This window comes from Pseudoxanthomonas sp. PXM02, assembly GCF_014851805.1.
In the GTDB taxonomy this organism is placed as follows: Bacteria; Pseudomonadota; Gammaproteobacteria; order Xanthomonadales; family Xanthomonadaceae; genus Pseudoxanthomonas_A.
The window spans coordinates 12,997-29,460 of sequence record NZ_JACVAK010000005.1 but is presented as its reverse complement, the minus strand read 5'-3'; the positions used below and the strand labels follow the sequence as shown (position 1 = coordinate 29,460).

Below are 16,464 nucleotides of genomic sequence, written 5' to 3'. Positions count from 1 at the left end.
GCTCCGCATGGTGCGATCACGCAATGCGGCGCAGGTGATGCCTGTCAGACGTCGAAGGCCTTGCCGAGTGCCACATAGGCCTCACGCTGTGCGTCGGTCTCGGCACGCGGCGCGGTGACTTCGAGCTCGACGATCTGGTCGCCTGCCGCGGGTGTGCCCGGCAGCCCGCGACCACGCAATCGCAGCTTGCGGCCGGAATCGGAATCCGCCGGGATCTTCAGTTCCACGGCACCGCCCAGCGTGGGCACGCTGAGCGTGGCGCCGAGTGCCGCCTGCCATGGTGTCAGCGCCAGCACGTGGATGATGTTGCGGCCGTCCACCTCGAACTGGGGATGCGGCGCGTACTCCACTTCCAGCATCAGGTTGCCGCCCTGCGTGCCCTGCCCCGTCAAACGGATCACTTGGCCGGGCTTGACGCCTTTCGGCACCTTCACGTCCAACTGCTTGCCATTGACGTTCACCCGCACGCTGCCGCCCTCGTACACCGCCTGCAGCGGCACGGCGAGCTTGGCGCGTGAATCGCGCGCCGGCTGCGGACCCCGCGGCGTCGCCTGCTCGGCGCGCGCCCGACGGCCGAACAGGCCCTCGAAGAAATCACTGAAGCCGCCACTGTTGCCGCCCGCACCACCGAAGATCTCGTCGTAATCGAAATCCTGCGCACCCGCTCCGCCACGCCCGAAATCCGGCGGCGGACGGAACTCCTCACCCGGCCGGTAGCCGCGCGCGCGCAGCTGGTCGTAGGCCGCGCGCTTCTGCGGATCGCGCAAGGCCTCGTACGCCTCGTTGACCGCCTTGAACTGGTCTTCGGCGCCCGGCTCCTTGCTGACGTCCGGGTGGTACTTGCGCGCCAGGCGGCGGTACGCCGTCTTGATCTCCGCGTCGCCGGCCGAGGGCTCGACGCCCAGCACCGCGTAGTAATCCTTGAACTGCATGCGATCTCCGCCATCATCGGGGGCGCCCCGCGCCGGCGCGCGCCATGTGCCCATTCTAATCGCGTGCCGTCCGCGCAGCGTCGTCACGGGTGCGCGCTACACTGGCCGCATTCCCCCTGCCAGGCAGCCCCATGAGCATCCAGATCGGCGAACGCATCCCCGAAGTCACCCTCAAGCGCATCCGCGAAGGCGTCGAAACGGTGGACACCGCCGCCCTGTTCGATGGCCGCAAGGCGGTGCTGTTCGCCGTGCCCGGCGCCTTCACCCCTACCTGCTCCGAGAAGCACCTGCCCAGCTACGTGCAGCACTTCGAGGACTTCCGCAGCCGCGGCATCGAAGTCTTCTGCGTGTCCGTCAACGACCCGTTCGTGATGCAGGCCTGGGGCAAGACCCAGCACGTACCAGACGGCCTGCAGATGCTGGCCGACGGCAACGCCGACCTGGCCAAGGCGCTCGGCCTGGAGATGGACGCCAGCGCCTACGGCATGGGCATCCGCGCCAAGCGCTTCTCGCTGTACGCGGAAGACGGCGTGGTGAAGCACGTGTTCGTGGAAGCCCCGGGCGAGTACAAGGTCTCCGGCGCGGAGCACATGCTGGAACAGCTCGGCTGATGTATGGCGCGTCGTGACCGCTCGCACGACGCGTGGAGGGCGATGGCCGCGGCGCAGGTCAGCGTGCCGCGGCTGCAGATGAGCCTGCTGGTGCTACTGACCGCGGCCACCGGCTTCCTCGCTTCCGTGGCCCTGTCCGCGATCGGCGTGGACGCGCTCTGGTTGCGTTATCCGATCTGCGTGCTGCTCGCGTACGGCGCCTTTCTCTGCCTGATCTGGGCCTGGCGCCGTCATCGCGAATGGGACCTGAGCGGCATGTCCGGTGGCGAGGACGGCGCATCGGCAACACCGACGCCAGGAAAAAGCGACTGGCAAGGAGGCGGTGGTAGTTCCGGTGGTGGTGGCGCCAGCGCTTCGTTCGACGCCCCCGCAGCGCCGGTACCCCTCACGTCTTTCGATGCGTCGACGCCTGCGGCCGAACTGCCCTCGCTCGACAACGCCCTGGACGCCGACGAGGCACTGCCGGTCGTGTTCGTGATGGCGTTGCTGGGCGGCGCGCTGCTGGCGATGGGCTGGGTGATTCTGGTCGCGCCAGCCCTGCTGGCGGAACTCGCGCTGGACGCGGTGCTGTCCGCCGGCCTCTATCGACGCCTGAAGCGTCCCTATTCCGGCGAACACTGGTTGTCGACCACGCTGCGGCACACCGGAAAACCCTTCATGGCGGCCACGCTATCCCTGCTGATCGCCGGCGCGCTGATGAACCTCCTAGTACCCGACGCCACCTCGCTGGGCGAGTTCCTCGCCCATTACCGCTGACGCTTCAGCGCAGCACGTTGAACCGCACCCTCGCCCATGCGCCGCTGTCGGCCAGCGCGGTGAGCTGGTGTTCGCCCGTCTCGGCGAACTCCTGCTGGAATGCCTGCGCACCGCGTGTCTCCGCGATCCAGCGCCCGTCCAGCAGCCACTGCACGCGCGTGTCGGTGCCGAGCGCCCGCAGTTGCAGACGCACGCCGTGTTCGCTGCCGGGCGCACGGGCCAGGCTGGCGAGGTCGTTCAGTCCTTCGATACGCAGTTCTTCGGCCGCATCGCGGCCGTCGGGCTGGCAGTCCGGCGACAGTGCCGGCAGGCGCGACGCGATCCGCTCGCGTGCCGGCAACCACGGCGACGCCAGCGCCGGCCAGCGCGCGATCTCGGTGCTGCGTGCTTCGTGCGGACGTGTGCACTCGGCTGACAGGCGCAGGCCGGTGCGCGCGTCCACCTCGAAGCGTTCGCGACCCGCACTCCACAAGCGCGCATCGCGTTCGGCGAACGTCGGAGGCACGTTGCCGGCCAGCGTCCACGCATCGCGCCTGCGCTGGCACAGCTGGGGGGATTCCGCTTCCACCATCGTTCCCAGCGGCCAGCAGATTTCGTGCCCGGCCACGTCCGCCGGCGGTGGCAGCGGTCCGGCATCGCCCGGCGCGCGCGGAAGGCTGTCGATCACTTCGAACATCAACGGCAACGCGGTGACCGCACCGTACTGGCCCGGGAGCGGCGTGCCGTCAGGTCGGCCCACCCATACACCCACCGTGTAGCGCCGCGTGCTGCCCAGCGCCCATGCATCGCGGAAACCGTAGCTGGTACCGGTCTTCCAGGCCACGCGCGGGCGGTTGCCGGTGTCGAGCAATCCGCTGCCGTAGCCGGGGCGCGGATGTGCTTCCAGCACTTCGCGGATGATCCACGCCGCACCGGGTGACAGCAGGCGCCGATCCGAAGCGGAGTCCTGCGCGGTGTAGCGCACGCGGCCCGACAGGCCGCCGCGATTCAACGCCGCGTACGCGCCCACCAGATCTTCCAGGCGTGCACCGGTGCCGCCGAGGATCAGCGACAGGTTGGGTTGAGCGCCGCGTGGATACCGCAGCACCAACCCGTTGTTCGCCAATCGCGCAGAGAAACGGGCCGGCCCGACGCGATCCAGCAGGTCCACCGCCGGCACGTTGAGCGACAGGCGCAACGCATCGGCGGCGCTGACCGGACCATTGAATGCGGCGTCGAAGTTGCCGGGACGGTAGCCGCCGAACGATTGCGGCGCATCGATCAGCAGGCTCTCGGAATGGATCAGCCCGTCGTCTAGCGCCAGGCCATACAGGAACGGCTTCAACGTCGACCCGGGTGAGCGCCATGCCTGCACCATGTCGACGTGCCCCAGGCGTTCGCGGTCGCCGAAGGCCACCGAGCCGACATAGGCGCGCGTTTCCATCGTGGCGTTGTCCACGACCAGCAAGGCGGCGGACGTGCGCGCCGGCAGCGCGGAGAAGTAGCTGTGCACTCGCTCTTCCAGCGTCCGCTGCAGACCGGCGTCGATGGTGGAGGTGATGCGCGATGCCCGCGGCTGTTGCCGGCGCAGGCGCTCGGCCAGCAATGCGGCGCTCAGCGGCGCCTGCAGGCTCCGCGCGACGACGGGCTCGATGCGTGCATCGTCGACATCGGTCTTCGACCAGACGCCGAGATCGGCCATGCGCTGCAGCACCTTGTCGCGCGCGATGCGGGCGGCCTCGGGGTGGCGATCCGGCCGCAACCGACTGGGCGACTGCGGCAGCACCGCCAGCAGTGCGGCTTCCGCATGGGAGAGCCGCGCGGCCGGCTTGCCGAGGTAGGCCCAACTCGCTGCATCCACGCCTTCGATGGTGCCGCCGAATGGCGCGCGCTCCAGGTACAGCGTCAGGATTTCGCGCTTGGAAAGATGCGCCTCCAGCTGCACCGCCCGCAGCATCTGCTTGGCCTTGCCCCATGGCGTGCGCGAGTGGCGGTCCAGCATGCGCGCGACCTGCATGGTCAGTGTGGAACCACCGGATACCACGCGCCCATGGCGAACGAACTGGCCGGCTGCGCGCATCAGCGCCCACGGATTGACGCCGGGATGCTTCCAGAACCAGCGGTCCTCGTAGTTCAGCAGTGCCTGCAGGTAGAGCGGCGACACCGTCTCGGGCGAGGCGGGATAGCGCCAGACGCCATCCCGGTCGGCGAAGGCGCGCAGCGGCGTGCCGTCACGCGCGACGACCAGCGTGCTGGTGTCGCGGGTCTTCGGGAGGGGGGGCGGGAATGCGAGATCCGCCACCAGCAAAGCCAGCAGCGCGACGACCGTTGTCCAGCGCAAGATTGTCAATGGACGCGATCGTCGCGACTCGACAACGTTCATTCAGTCGCTTGCTTCGCGGCGGTCATACCGATTTCCTGCGCGCGGAGGATGAAATGGAAGGCAACCAGTGAGGGAGCGACGTAGCTCCAAACAAGATGCAGTGCATTGAGAAAGGTCGCGTCGACGCGCCTACCGAACGCCATCACTCCCAGCAACGCCATCGATGACAAGCATATCGCGCTCACGCCCAACACCGCGGCGATAGGCCAGTACGTGCGTGCCCTCGCAGGCAATTGAACGACGCATGCCGTCGCCATTCCCGCCAAACAGGCTGCCACCTCAACAAGCATGATCGCCTCGAACCAATCGTCGATCCCTCGTTTGAGCAACCACCAGAACATGTAGGCAACCGGGGCGAACCCGAACACGAGGTAGGTCGCCCGCAGTCCCTTATGTCTCATGATTCCACGATGCTCCCATGGCGGATCCGGATACCGGACGAGATCACGGCTGCACCACCGTGATCGTCGCCGGCGATGCCCTGCCGACACCCCGGATATCCGGACGGTACATGTCCTCCACCAGCGAAGGCGGCACGGTGTACGTACCCGGCGTCACCGCACGCACGAGATAGAACAGCTTGGCAGTGCTGCGGCGGTCCAGTTTCAGTGCCGCAACATAGCGGTCGTCGCGGAACTCCTCGTGCTTGACGTCCGCCGCGTCGCCACGGTCGCTGATCGAGATGCCATCCACGACCACTTCGGCCCACTGCTTAGCGTCGCCGAGGTTGAAGTTCTCGATCTCCAGGCCCGCGGGCAACAGGTCGGTGAACAGCGCGTCCGGGATCGCCACGTTGGCAGTGATGCCCACGCGTACGATCAACGCCTCGCCTTCCTTCAACGTCCCGCCCTTCCACTCCTGTCCGTCTGTCGTGTAGTAGCGGCGCTCGATGCCGATCTGGCGATCGTCCGGTGCCGGCGCACTGCGCGGAATACCCGCCACATCCAGCGATGCGTACAGCGGCGGCGAACCTTCCGGCGTGAAGCGCACGCCGCGCGCCAGCGCCGCATGGTCGACGGCGCGGCCGAACAAGCGCACCGGCGCGACCACCTCAGCCTCGCCGCCGATGCTCCACTGACCGGAAACCAGCTTCTTCTGGTCGACCATCAGCGCCTTGCCCAAGCGTGCGAGTGCGACCTGCTCCTGCGTGCTCAGCCACATCCAGCCGCTGTTGCGGCGGGCATCCAGCTCTCGGCCCAGCGAGATCGCCCGGCGGTCGTACTCCGGCTTGGCCAGCTTGCGCTCATGCACCAGCGCGATCATCAGCGCATCGTCGCGCAGCCGCGTGCCGTAGTCGCCCAGGTACTCCGGACGGTCGCCGGTCTTGGCGAAGCCCTCGGCAATCGCCTTCGCACCCCGCGTCTTGTCGCCCTGCAGCGACAGCGCGATGCCCAGGTGCACCAGCGGCAGACCGGTGAGCGTCTTGCCGCGCTCGTTGTCGTACAGCGCGCGCAACGTGCCCAGCGGCGCACGGTTGACGCGGGCCAGCACGTAGCCGGCGTAGGCCTGGTTGGCGAACTTGAGGTGGTCGCGCCGGTCGTAGCCGTAGAACTGTGCGCCGCCGGCCAGCAGATCTTCGTTGAGACGGGTCAGTGCCTTCTGCAGCACCGTCTCCGGCACCGCGAAGCCGCCTTCGCGCGCGTCCAGCAGGAACTCGGCGATGTACGGCGTCAGGCCGGGATTGACGTAATCGTCGTCGCCCCACATCGAGAAGTGGCCGTTCGCCACCTGCATCGACGCCAGCCGTCCGAACGCACCTTCCATGCGCTCGCGGCGCTTCTTGGCTTCCAGTCCGTCGATGCCAAGCAGCTTGGCGGTGGCATCGTCCAGTTCCAGCGCGGCGTAACCCTTACTGGTGGTCTGCTCGGCACAGCCGTACGGATACTCCAGCGCGCCCTTCAGGGCACTGGCGAACGGAATCGGTGGCAGCGCGCTGACGGTCATGCGTGCGGTTACCGAGCCGGGCATCAGGCCATCGGCGAAACCCGCACCCATCTCGACCGGCACCAGGCTGTCCAGCACCTGCGTGCGCGAGCGCAGCACGGCAGGCCAGCCCGCGCGCACCGGCACGTCGTAGCGGCGGTCGACCTTGAAGCCGTTGCCTTCGACGCGCACGCGTACCTGCGCGGTGGTATAGCCCTCGCCCGCCGTGATCGGGAACGTCAGCGTGCGTTTGGCGTCGACGGACAGATCCGCACTCTTGCTGCCTTCACCGATGTTGAGCGGACCTTCGCCGTTCACCAGCACCTTGAACGCGCCCGCCTTGCCGGTGAAGTTCTGCACGTCCAGCGTCACCGTGCTCTTGTCGCCCGGCGCCAGCACGCGCGGCAGGCTGGCTTCGGCGACGATCGGCGCACGCACGACGGTCTCGCGGTCGCGGTTGCCGTAGCGCGTATCCGAATAGACCAGCGCCGACACCCGCAGTGTGCCGTTGAAGTCCGGCACCTTCAGCGCGACGCGTGCATTGCCCTTGGCATCCAGTTTCACCGGACCGGAGAACAGGTCCACCGTCTGCACGCGCGAAGTCGGTCGCTTGGCCTGCGGCAACGCGGCCAGCGCCATGTCGCCGCCGAAGCGCATCTTCGCGCTGCCGCCCTCGAAGCTCTCGATCACGCGGCCGTAGATGTCGTACGCATCCACGCCCAGCCGGCGCTGCGCGAAGAACTGCGCGTTGGCGTCCGGCACCGGGAAACGGGTGATGTTGAGGATGCCCACGTCCACCGCGGACACCGTGACGTGCGCGGTCTGGCCGGCAAGCTCGGGCACGCTGACGGTGACCGGCAGGTTCTGCTCGGGACGCATCTGCTTCGGCACCGACAAGCCGACCGCGACGCGACGGTCGCGACGGTCCATCGGCACGTGCGCCACACCGACGGCGCGCGCCGGCGTGATCTTGCTGGGCGCCGAGCCGCCGCGGAACACCAGCGCGGTGACGTAGACGTCGTGGCGCTCCCAGTCCTTCGTCACCGGAATGGAGAACGTACTGCCCGGCTTGGCCTCGATCGCCTGCACGTACAGCATGCGGTCGCTCTCGACCATCAGCAGACCCTTGCCGGCATGCGGCGGGGTCACGGTGACCTTCAGCGTGTCGCCCGCCTTGTAGCCGGTCTTGTCCAGCGCCAGCTTGACCTTGTCGGGGCGTGCATCCAGGCCGCGGTTCTGGTCGTCCCAGCTCCAGCCGGCGCGGAACGGATAACGCGTTGTCAGGCCGGTGGCAGGATCGAACACGTCCAGCCGGTATTCGCCCCACTCCACCGGGAAGTCGATCTTCGACGCGCCGGTGCCGACATCGAGCGTACGCGTCTCCTTGTTCTCGAAGCGGCGAGTGAAGTCGTAGTCCCAGCCGCCGTCATCCGAATGGTTCCAGTGGTAGTCGCGCAGTTCGCGCACCAGCGTGGCCTTCAGCCCCTTGCCGGGCTGCGGCTTGCCGGCGGCGTCCATGCGCACCACTTCGAAGCCCGCGTTCGCGTTGGCGTCGGCGCCGTCCTTGTCGTCGAACAGCGGACGGATGCCGACCAGCGCATCGGCCGGCCACAGCACGCGCTTGAGCGTGCGGTTCACCGTGCGGCCGCCGGTCTCGTAAACGCTGCCGGACACGATCGCGGCGATCGGGCTGCGCGGCTTGGCTTCCGCCGGCAGCGCGATGTCTTCTTCCAGCACGCCGCTGTCGGCCAGCGTGGTGTCGATCACGTCCTTGGCTTCCTTCGGCAGCTCCATCGTCGGGTCGCCGAAGAAATAGCCGGGCAGTTGCTCCAGCGGATGTTGTTCCACCGCCACGGCCAGCTTGGCGGTGAAGCGGTTGCCACTGGCGGGCGCGCCGTACAGATAAGCGGCCGTCGCCTTGAGCTTCAGCGGCTGGCCCGGTTTCAGCACCGGCGCCGCGTCTAGGTCCAGCTTCATGCGCTCGGGCAGGAACTCCTCGATGCGCAGCGTCATGCCTTGCACCGCTTCCTTGCTGGCCGGGTCGGTGCGGAACTCCACCTGCCAGCGGCCGGTCGGCGCCTCCACCGGGATCGCCTGCTCGAAGCTGAAATAGCCCTGCGCACCGGGCTGCAGCCGGGTCTCGCGGAAGACCTTGCCGTCGGGCTGCTTCAGGCGCAGGAAAACGGGCTGCCCGCCGCCTTGCTTCGGCGCCGGTACCGGCTTGCCGTCGTTGTCGCGCAGCAGCGCGGAGATGCGTACGGTTTCACCGGGGCGGTACAGGTCGCGTCCGGACCACGCGAACACATCGAACCACGCCTGCTCGCGTCCGGCGACCGCGAACTCGGACAGGTCGAGCGCCGGCTGGTTGAACGGCAGCATCGACACGTCCTTGCCGCGCGTGGCGACCAGCACGTGACCAGCATCCAGCGTGTAATTCAACAGCGCGTTGCCATTGCCGTCGGTCTTGCCGGTCAGGATGGCTTCGCCACGCCCGTCCAGCACCTTCAGGTCCACGCTGCCTGTGGCAGAGCCGTCCTGCAGCGAGGCGGTATGGACGAACAGCTTGTCCTTGTAAGCACGCGTGTGCAGGCCGATGTCGCTGACGGTGAAGAAGGCCGTCTCGAATTCACCGGCGAACTTGCCGGTGCGCTTCATCACCGCGAAGTAGAGACCCGGATCCTGCAGCTCGCGGATGTCCTGGATCGGAAGATAGGTCAGCACGCGCTCGTTGGGCTTGCCGCCCAGCACGAAGCGGTTGAGGTAGACGGGCTCGGCCAGCTGACCGAGTGGCGTGCTATCGCCGTACTCGCTGTCCAGGTCCCAGCTGCCACGCCGGCCACCGCGCTGGTACTCGGCGAAGAACTTCGGCAACTGCTTCTCGGTGACGCGCAGGAACTCCACGTCCACTTCCGGTACGTTGATCGACACCACCGGCAGGCCACGGCTTTCGCGCGCCGGCAGCACGCTGCCCTGCGAGGCGAAGCCCACGGCCGGGTCGAGTTCGCCCGTGTGCACCTTGCGGGTGTCGTCCTTGCCCAGGCGCGTGCCGTCGGCGGCCGACAGGCCGGCTTTCAGGGTGACGTCGTAGTCCTTGGCCGCTTCCACGGCCGGGAAGCGCAGCACCAGACCCTTGTCGTCCAGCACCCAGCTGCCCTTCACCGCCGCACCGTTGGCATCCTTCACTACCAGCAGCGCATCGAAATCCTGCGAGCTGACCAGCGGACGGCTGAACTCCAGTGCGATGGCGAGGTCGCCGTCATGCTGGTCGGGATAGGCGCCGACGAGAGCGAAGCCTTCCACCTTGGCAGCCTGCGCCTTGATGGGATCACCGCTGGCTTCGGGCAGCTGCCCGGACTCGTTGCGCTTGCAGCCGGCCAGTGCCGCTGCCGCGATCAGGCCAATAAAAAACGCGCGCATCCAGCGGCTGCGCGCGTTCCTGGTGTTGCGACGTACCGATCCCATGTGCCGTTCCCTGCCGTGGTCGTATCGGCAGTATAGAACGCAGGGATGAAAGCGGCGGGGTCAAACCCCGCACGCTTTCATGTAAATCGACCGTCAGGCCTCCGGCGGCGTATCGGTCGCTTCCTGTGCCACCGGGGTGGCCGCCACGACACCGTCGATGCCTTCGTCCTCATCCAGCGAGGCATCCAGACGTTCCACCGCCTGCAGCGTCTCGCCCTCGGACAGACGGATCAGGGTGACGCCCTGGGTGTTGCGGCCGACCTGCGAGATTTCCGCCGCGCGGGTACGCACCAGCGTGCCGCCGTCGGAGATCAGCAGGACCTCGTGGTGGTCGGACAGCTGGATGGCACCGACCAGGCGGCCGTTGCGCTCGGTGGTCTTCAGGGCGATCACGCCCCGGGTACCGCGACCCTTGCGCGGGTAATCGGCCACCGGGGTGCGCTTGCCGTAACCGCGCTCGCTGGCGGTCAGGATGTCGCCCTCGCCGTCGACGACGACCAGGCTGACGACTTCGGAGCCCGCTTCGGGGATCGACGGCGCGCCATCGACATCGCCGGCCTCGCCTTCTTCCTGGTCACCCTCGACGTCCGCATCCGCACCCTCGACCAGACGCATGCCGCGCACACCGGTCGCCGTGCGGCCCATCGCGCGCACCAGCGACTCGGAGAAGCGCACGGCGCGGCCGTTGGAGGCAAACATCATGATGTCGCGCTCGCCATCGGTCAGCGCGACGCCGACCAGGGCATCGCCTTCATCCAGGTTGATCGCGATCTTGCCGCGCGCCAGCTTGAACGCGAACTCGGTAAGCGGCGTCTTCTTGACCGTGCCGTTCCGGGTCGCGAAGAAGACGTAACGACCTTCTTCGTACGCACGCACCGGCACCACCGCCTGGACCTTCTCGCCAGCTTCCAGCGGAATCCAGTTGATGATCGGACGACCGCGCGCATTGGAGCCGGCTTCCGGCAGCTGGTACACGGGCAGCCAGAACACCTTGCCGCTGCTGGTGAAGGTGAGCAGCGTGTCATGCGTATTGACCAGCCACAGCTGGTCGATGAAATCCTCTTCCTTCGTCGCTGCCGCGCTGCGGCCACGGCCGCCGCGCTTCTGCGCACGGTACGCGCTGGCGGGCTGGCGCTTGGCGTAACCGGCGTGCGACAGCGTGACCACCATGTCTTCCGGCGCGATCAGGTCCAGGATGTCCAGGTCTTCTTCGCTGTGGCGGATCTCGCTGCGACGCTCGTCGCCGAACTCGGCCTTGACGTTCAGCAGCTCGTCGCGGATCACCTGCAGCAGGACGTCCGGGTTCTCCAGGATGCGGATCAGGCCGGCGATGGTTTCCAGCAGCTGGCGGTATTCCTCGGTGAGCTTTTCCTGCTCCAGGCCGGTCAGGCGGTGCAGGCGCATTTCCAGGATCTGCGTGGCCTGCGCCTCGCTGAGCTGGTAGCGGCCGTCGACGAAACCGATCTCGACGGGCAGGTCTTCCGGACGCGAAGCCTCGGCGCCGGCGGCGGCAAGCAGCGAACCGACCAGGCCCGGCTCCCACGTCTTGGCCAGCATGCGCTCGCGCGCTTCCTGCGGATTGGCCGACGTCTTGATCAGCTCGATCATCTCGTCGATGTTGGCGAGCGCGACCGTCAGGCCTTCCAGGATGTGGGCGCGGCTGCGGGCCTTGCGCAGTTCGAAGATGGTCCGGCGGGTCACCACTTCGCGGCGGTGGCGCACGAACGCTTCCAGCATCTGCTTCAGGTTGAGCAGCTGCGGACGGCCATCGACCAGCGCGACCATGTTGATGCCGAACACCGATTCCATCGGCGTCTGCAGGTACAGGTTGTTGAGGACGACCTCGGCCGATTCGCCGCGCTTGACCTCGATGTAGATGCGCATGCCGTCCTTGTCGGACTCGTCGCGCAGCTCGCTGATGCCCTCGAGCTTCTTTTCCTTCACCAGCTCGGCGATCTTCTCGATCAGCCGCGCCTTGTTCACCTGGTACGGGATCTCGGTGACGATGATCGACTCGCGGCCGTTGTCATCGTTGACTTCGATATCGGCCTTGGCGCGCATGCGCACGCGACCACGCCCGGTGCGGTAGCCGGCGATGATGCCGGCGGTGCCGTTGATGATGCCGCCGGTGGGGAAATCCGGACCGGGGATGTACTGCATCAGCCCGTCGACATCGAGCTCCGGATTGTCGATCAGCGCGATCAGGCCGTTGATCACTTCCGACAGGTTGTGCGGCGGGATGTTGGTGGCCATGCCCACCGCGATGCCGGCCGAACCGTTGACAAGCAGGTTCGGGAAGCGCGTCGGCAGGACCGTCGGCTCCTGTTCCTTCTCGTCGTAGTTGGGCTGGAAATCGACCGTTTCCTTGTCGATGTCGGCCAGCAGCTCGTGGGTGAGCTTGGCCATGCGCGCTTCGGTGTAACGCATCGCCGCAGCGGAGTCGCCGTCGACCGAACCGAAGTTGCCCTGGCCGTCGACCAGCATGTAACGCAGCGAGAACGGCTGCGCCATGCGCACCAGCGTGTCGTAGACCGACTGGTCGCCGTGCGGGTGGTACTTACCGATCACGTCACCGACGATACGGGCGGACTTCACGTGCGGCTTGTTGGCGTGGTTGCCCAGTTCGTTCATCGCGAACAGGACGCGCCGGTGGACGGGCTTCAGGCCATCGCGGACATCCGGGAGCGCGCGGCCCACGATCACGCTCATGGCGTAATCGAGATAGCTGCGACGCATCTCGTCTTCGAGGTTGACGGGGATGATTTCCTTGGCGGTATCGGCCATTCGGGTTCCGTGTTTCTCAGGTTGTCTCGGGCCGGAATCGCGGCCAAAACGGGCCTAGCCGGCGTGGGCCGGCGAGGCAGCGACAGGCGGGGATTCCGGCGGGTTCTGCAGCGTGCCGAGTGTACCACACCGGGCGCACCAGACCGGCCGTTTCGGCCCGAGAAACAAGCACTTATGCGCCCGTTCGACACATGTCCCGGAGGTCGTCGTCAAGGCCCGCGGAAAGACCCTGGAATGCGGCGGAGACCGAAACGAAAAAGCCCGGCCAAGGCCGGGCTTTTCGCTGGAACTGGTGGGCGGTACAAGTTTCGAACTTGTGACCCCTGCCGTGTGAAAGCAGTGCTCTACCGCTGAGCTAACCGCCCGAAATCATCGGGGCGCGAATGATAGCCGCGGACCGGGGGGGCGGTCAACGGATCCAACGGTCACCGGTCCTTGGTGTCGCACAGCGCGCTGACCCGGCGCGGCGGCGCGAACGCGTCGCTCCGCGCCTCGGGCCAGAAGTCGCGGAACACCGCATGCGACGGCACCCGGTCCAGCAGCTCGCCCGGCTCCAGGAAGCGGTAAAGCGCCGCCAGCGAACGGACCTCGATCGGCGAGACGCGCCGCAGGATGTGCTCCGGCCCGAGTTGCTGGGGGTGTTCCAGCCCCGCCGCACACAGCATGTCGCGCAGCGCCTTGAGCGTGTTGTCGTGGAACTGCTGCACGCGCACCGATTTGTCCGGGACATCGAGGTGCTTCCAGCGCTTCGGGTCCTGCGTGGCCACGCCGGTGGGGCAGCGGTCGTTGTGGCAGCTCTGCGACTGGATGCAACCCAGCGCGAACATGAAGCCGCGGGCCGCGTTGCACCAGTCGGCACCCATGGCCATGGTGCGCGCGATATCGAACGCGCTGATGATCCGGCCGGCGGCGCCGATCCTGATGCGATCACGCAGGTTCAGGCCGACCAGCGTGTTGTGGACCAACAGCAATGCCTCGTGCATCGGCACGCCGACATGGTCGATGAATTCGGCCGGTGCGGCCCCGGTGCCGCCTTCAGCGCCATCCACCACAATGAAGTCCGGCAGCAGCCCGGTCTCGTGCATGGCCTTGGCGATGCCGAACCACTCCCAGGGATGGCCGATCGCCAGCTTGAATCCGGTCGGCTTGCCGCCCGAGAGCTCCCGCAGGCGCGCGACGAACTGCAGCAGTTCGACCGGCGTGGAGAACGCGGAATGCTTTGCCGGCGACACGCAGTCGTGCCCCATCGGAACGCCACGCGTGACCGAGATCTCCGCCGTGACCTTGGCCGCCGGCAGCACACCGCCATGGCCGGGCTTGGCACCCTGGGACAGTTTCAGTTCGATCATCTTCACTTGCGGCGAATGCGCGTTCTCGATGAAGCGCGCCTCGCTGAAGCGACCCTGCTCGTCACGGCATCCGAAATAGCCTGAGCCGATCTCCCAGACCAGATCCCCGCCCTTCTCGCGGTGGTACGGCGAGATCGAGCCCTCGCCGGTATCGTGGTAGAAGTTGCCGCGCCGCGCGCCTTCGTTCAGCGCGCGCACCGCATTGGCCGACAGTGAACCGAAGCTCATCGCCGAGATGTTGAACACGCTCGCCGAATACGGCTGCGCCGTGCCCGCGCCGATCACCACGCGGAAATCGTGCGAATCCACGCTGGTCGGTGCCATCGAATGGTTGATCCACTCGTAGTCCACGCCATACACGTCCTGCTGGCTACCAAACGGCACCACGTCGCTGACGCCCTTCGCACGCTGGTAGACCAGCGCCCGCTGCTGCCGCGAGAACGGCACTTCCGCCGTGTCGCCTTCGATGAAGTACTGGCGGATTTCGGGACCAACGGATTCGAGTCCGTAGCGGAAGTGCGCCAGCACGGGATAGTTGCGACGCAGGGTGCTGCGCGTCTGCAGTACGTCCCAGGTTCCGAGCAGCACCAGCGCGCCGAACAGCGCGACACTCCACCACGCGACCGGCCAGAACAGCGCGAGCACCAGCGAAGCAAGCGCCAGCACGATGCTGACGACATAGGCGAGGTAACGCTGCATAGGCAGTCTCCCGTGGGCCAGCCCTGATTCTAAGACATGGCCTGCGGCGACAGGTCGCAGCAACGATTGACCGCGCCTGCAGGCTTGATCCGGATCAATGCCTGGCAATGCATGCGATGCGACGTTGACTCCACCACGACCGGGGAGAACACGACATGCATCCGATCCTGCGCGAAATCCTGATGGAACCCGTCGGCTGGCTGGCCATCGGTGGCAGCATCGTCATGGTGGGAATCAGCGTCTTCGTGGCGCTGTTCGTACGCCGCAAGGTGCGCGAGGAAGAGAGGAAGCGTCGGCGCTGAGGCGGCAACGTCACGGTGGTGCCCGGAGCCGGAATCGAACCGGCATGGCCTTGCGGCCGGCGGATTTTAAGTCCGATGCGTCTACCAGTTTCGCCATCCGGGCCCGCCGATAGCGTGCCTCACTCACGGCGCATTGGAAAGCGGCTTCCACGCCAGGGGCCGGAAACGACGAAGCCCCGCAAGCGGGGCTTCGTGCGTGCTCCAAGAGGAGCCAATCTGGAGCGGGAAAAGGGACTCGAACCCTCGACCCCGACCTTGGCAAGGTCGTGCTCTACCAACTGAGCTATTCCCGCGGGGCGACGATGCATGCACCGTCTTCTACATTGGAGGCCTCGAGCGGAATCGAACCGCTGTAAACGGATTTGCAATCCGGTGCATCACCACTCTGCCACGAGGCCGAATCTTTCAGCGGAGCCGATATCGACTTGCCGTCCGCCGGATCACCACATTGCCACCGGGCCGGTGGCGACCACGCCAGACTGGCGCAATCCAGGCGCTTTTTCAAGGCGCCCTACAACACAAAACCCCGCGAACGGGGTTTGGTGGACCGTCCCTCTCAGGACGAAAAACTGGAGCGGGAAAAGGGACTCGAACCCTCGACCCCGACCTTGGCAAGGTCGTGCTCTACCAACTGAGCTATTCCCGCGTCGAGAGAGACGAAATTGTAGCGTCTTGTTTGGGCATGTCAACAGGCTTTTTCTCGCCCTCGCGCAGGATCGGCCACGCGGCGAGCAGGTATTGGATGCCGGACCAGAGCGTCAGCAATGCCGCGATGGCCAGCAACCAGTCGCCCAGCACGAACACCAAGCGACCCAGCCAGATGTCTTCCAGCGTCTGCGCACCCGGCGTGGACGCGTACAGCAGGCAGGACAGCGCCACCATCTGCACGATGGTCTTGATCTTGCCCAGCGCGGCCACTTTCACCGTCGCGCGCTGGCCCAGTTCGGCCATCCATTCGCGCAATGCGGACACCGCGATCTCGCGGCCGACGATCACCGCCGCCCAGATCGCCATCCACATGGTCGGGTTGTCCTGCACGATCAGGAACAACGACACCGCCACCATCAACTTGTCGGCCACCGGATCGAGGAACGCGCCGAATGCGGAATACAGGTGGTAGCGGCGCGCGATCCAGCCATCGAGCCAATCGGTGACTGCTGCCAGAACGAAGATGAAGGCCGCCGCGAAATTGGTCCACGAATACGGCAGGTAGAACACCAGCACCAGTACCGGGATCAGCACGATCCGCAGCAGCGTGAGCCAGGTGGGGACGGTCAACTTCAT

10 protein-coding genes and 5 tRNA genes are annotated in these 16,464 nt (G+C 66.8%); 3 read left to right on the top strand and 12 right to left on the bottom strand.

Going from position 1 to position 16,464, the window contains the following annotated elements:
• Positions 1-44: 44 nt before the first annotated feature.
• Positions 45-932 carry a DnaJ C-terminal domain-containing protein gene (locus tag IB225_RS18475; RefSeq protein WP_192313800.1) on the bottom strand — a complete coding sequence of 296 codons (888 nt, stop codon included), beginning with the start codon at positions 930-932 and terminating at the stop codon, positions 45-47.
• Positions 933-1,063: 131 nt separating this feature from the next.
• Between IB225_RS18475 and IB225_RS18470 the strand changes: the two genes are divergently transcribed.
• Together IB225_RS18470 and IB225_RS18465 are read left to right on the top strand one after the other, a co-directional pair.
• The gene (locus IB225_RS18470; RefSeq protein ID WP_192313782.1) at positions 1,064-1,543 is read left to right on the top strand and encodes a peroxiredoxin; all 480 of its coding nucleotides are present in this window, start codon (positions 1,064-1,066) and stop codon (positions 1,541-1,543) included.
• A gap of 3 nt (positions 1,544-1,546) precedes the next feature.
• The gene (locus tag IB225_RS18465) at positions 1,547-2,299 is read left to right on the top strand and encodes a hypothetical protein (RefSeq protein WP_192313779.1); all 753 of its coding nucleotides are present in this window, start codon (positions 1,547-1,549) and stop codon (positions 2,297-2,299) included.
• A 4-nt stretch (positions 2,300-2,303) separates the two neighbouring features.
• Here IB225_RS18465 and pbpC read toward each other — a convergent pair whose 3' ends face one another.
• The 6 genes from pbpC to IB225_RS18435 all read right to left on the bottom strand — a co-directional run bounded on the left by pbpC (position 2,304) and on the right by IB225_RS18435 (position 14,878).
• Positions 2,304-4,661, bottom strand: coding sequence for a penicillin-binding protein 1C (gene pbpC, locus IB225_RS18460; protein WP_192313776.1), 2,358 nt, complete (start codon positions 4,659-4,661; stop codon positions 2,304-2,306).
• Positions 4,658-5,002: a hypothetical protein gene (locus IB225_RS18455; RefSeq protein ID WP_192313773.1), complete on the bottom strand. Its 345-nt coding sequence runs from the start codon at positions 5,000-5,002 to the stop codon at positions 4,658-4,660. Before IB225_RS18455 ends, pbpC begins: the two co-directional genes overlap by 4 nt.
• Before the next feature lie 103 nt (positions 5,003-5,105).
• Positions 5,106-10,001 (bottom strand): alpha-2-macroglobulin, encoded by a 4,896-nt coding sequence (locus IB225_RS18450; RefSeq protein ID WP_192314373.1) that lies wholly within the window; start codon positions 9,999-10,001, stop codon positions 5,106-5,108.
• A 138-nt stretch (positions 10,002-10,139) separates the two neighbouring features.
• On the bottom strand, positions 10,140-12,830 hold the full coding sequence (gyrA, locus tag IB225_RS18445) for a DNA gyrase subunit A (RefSeq protein ID WP_192313770.1): 2,691 nt from the start codon (positions 12,828-12,830) through the stop codon (positions 10,140-10,142).
• Positions 12,831-13,120: 290 nt separating this feature from the next.
• A tRNA-Val gene (locus tag IB225_RS18440) sits at positions 13,121-13,195 on the bottom strand.
• A gap of 60 nt (positions 13,196-13,255) precedes the next feature.
• Complete coding sequence (locus IB225_RS18435; protein ID WP_192313767.1) at positions 13,256-14,878, bottom strand: FMN-binding glutamate synthase family protein; 1,623 nt, start codon at positions 14,876-14,878, stop codon at positions 13,256-13,258.
• Positions 14,879-15,033: 155 nt separating this feature from the next.
• On the opposite strand from IB225_RS18435, the gene IB225_RS18430 reads away from it, so the two are divergent.
• Positions 15,034-15,180, top strand: coding sequence for a hypothetical protein (locus tag IB225_RS18430; RefSeq protein WP_192313764.1), 147 nt, complete (start codon positions 15,034-15,036; stop codon positions 15,178-15,180).
• Between the two features lie 16 nt (positions 15,181-15,196).
• Here the strand turns inward: IB225_RS18430 and IB225_RS18425 are convergent.
• From IB225_RS18425 to pgsA, 5 genes are all read right to left on the bottom strand, one after another.
• Positions 15,197-15,283, bottom strand: a tRNA-Leu gene (locus tag IB225_RS18425).
• 114 nt (positions 15,284-15,397) lie between these two features.
• Positions 15,398-15,473: transfer RNA gene (locus IB225_RS18420), tRNA-Gly, on the bottom strand.
• Positions 15,474-15,504: 31 nt separating this feature from the next.
• Positions 15,505-15,578: transfer RNA gene (locus IB225_RS18415), tRNA-Cys, on the bottom strand.
• Between the two features lie 172 nt (positions 15,579-15,750).
• A tRNA-Gly gene (locus tag IB225_RS18410) sits at positions 15,751-15,826 on the bottom strand.
• Positions 15,817-16,464: a CDP-diacylglycerol--glycerol-3-phosphate 3-phosphatidyltransferase gene (gene pgsA / locus IB225_RS18405; RefSeq protein ID WP_192313761.1), complete on the bottom strand. Its 648-nt coding sequence runs from the start codon at positions 16,462-16,464 to the stop codon at positions 15,817-15,819. Before pgsA ends, IB225_RS18410 begins: the two co-directional genes overlap by 10 nt.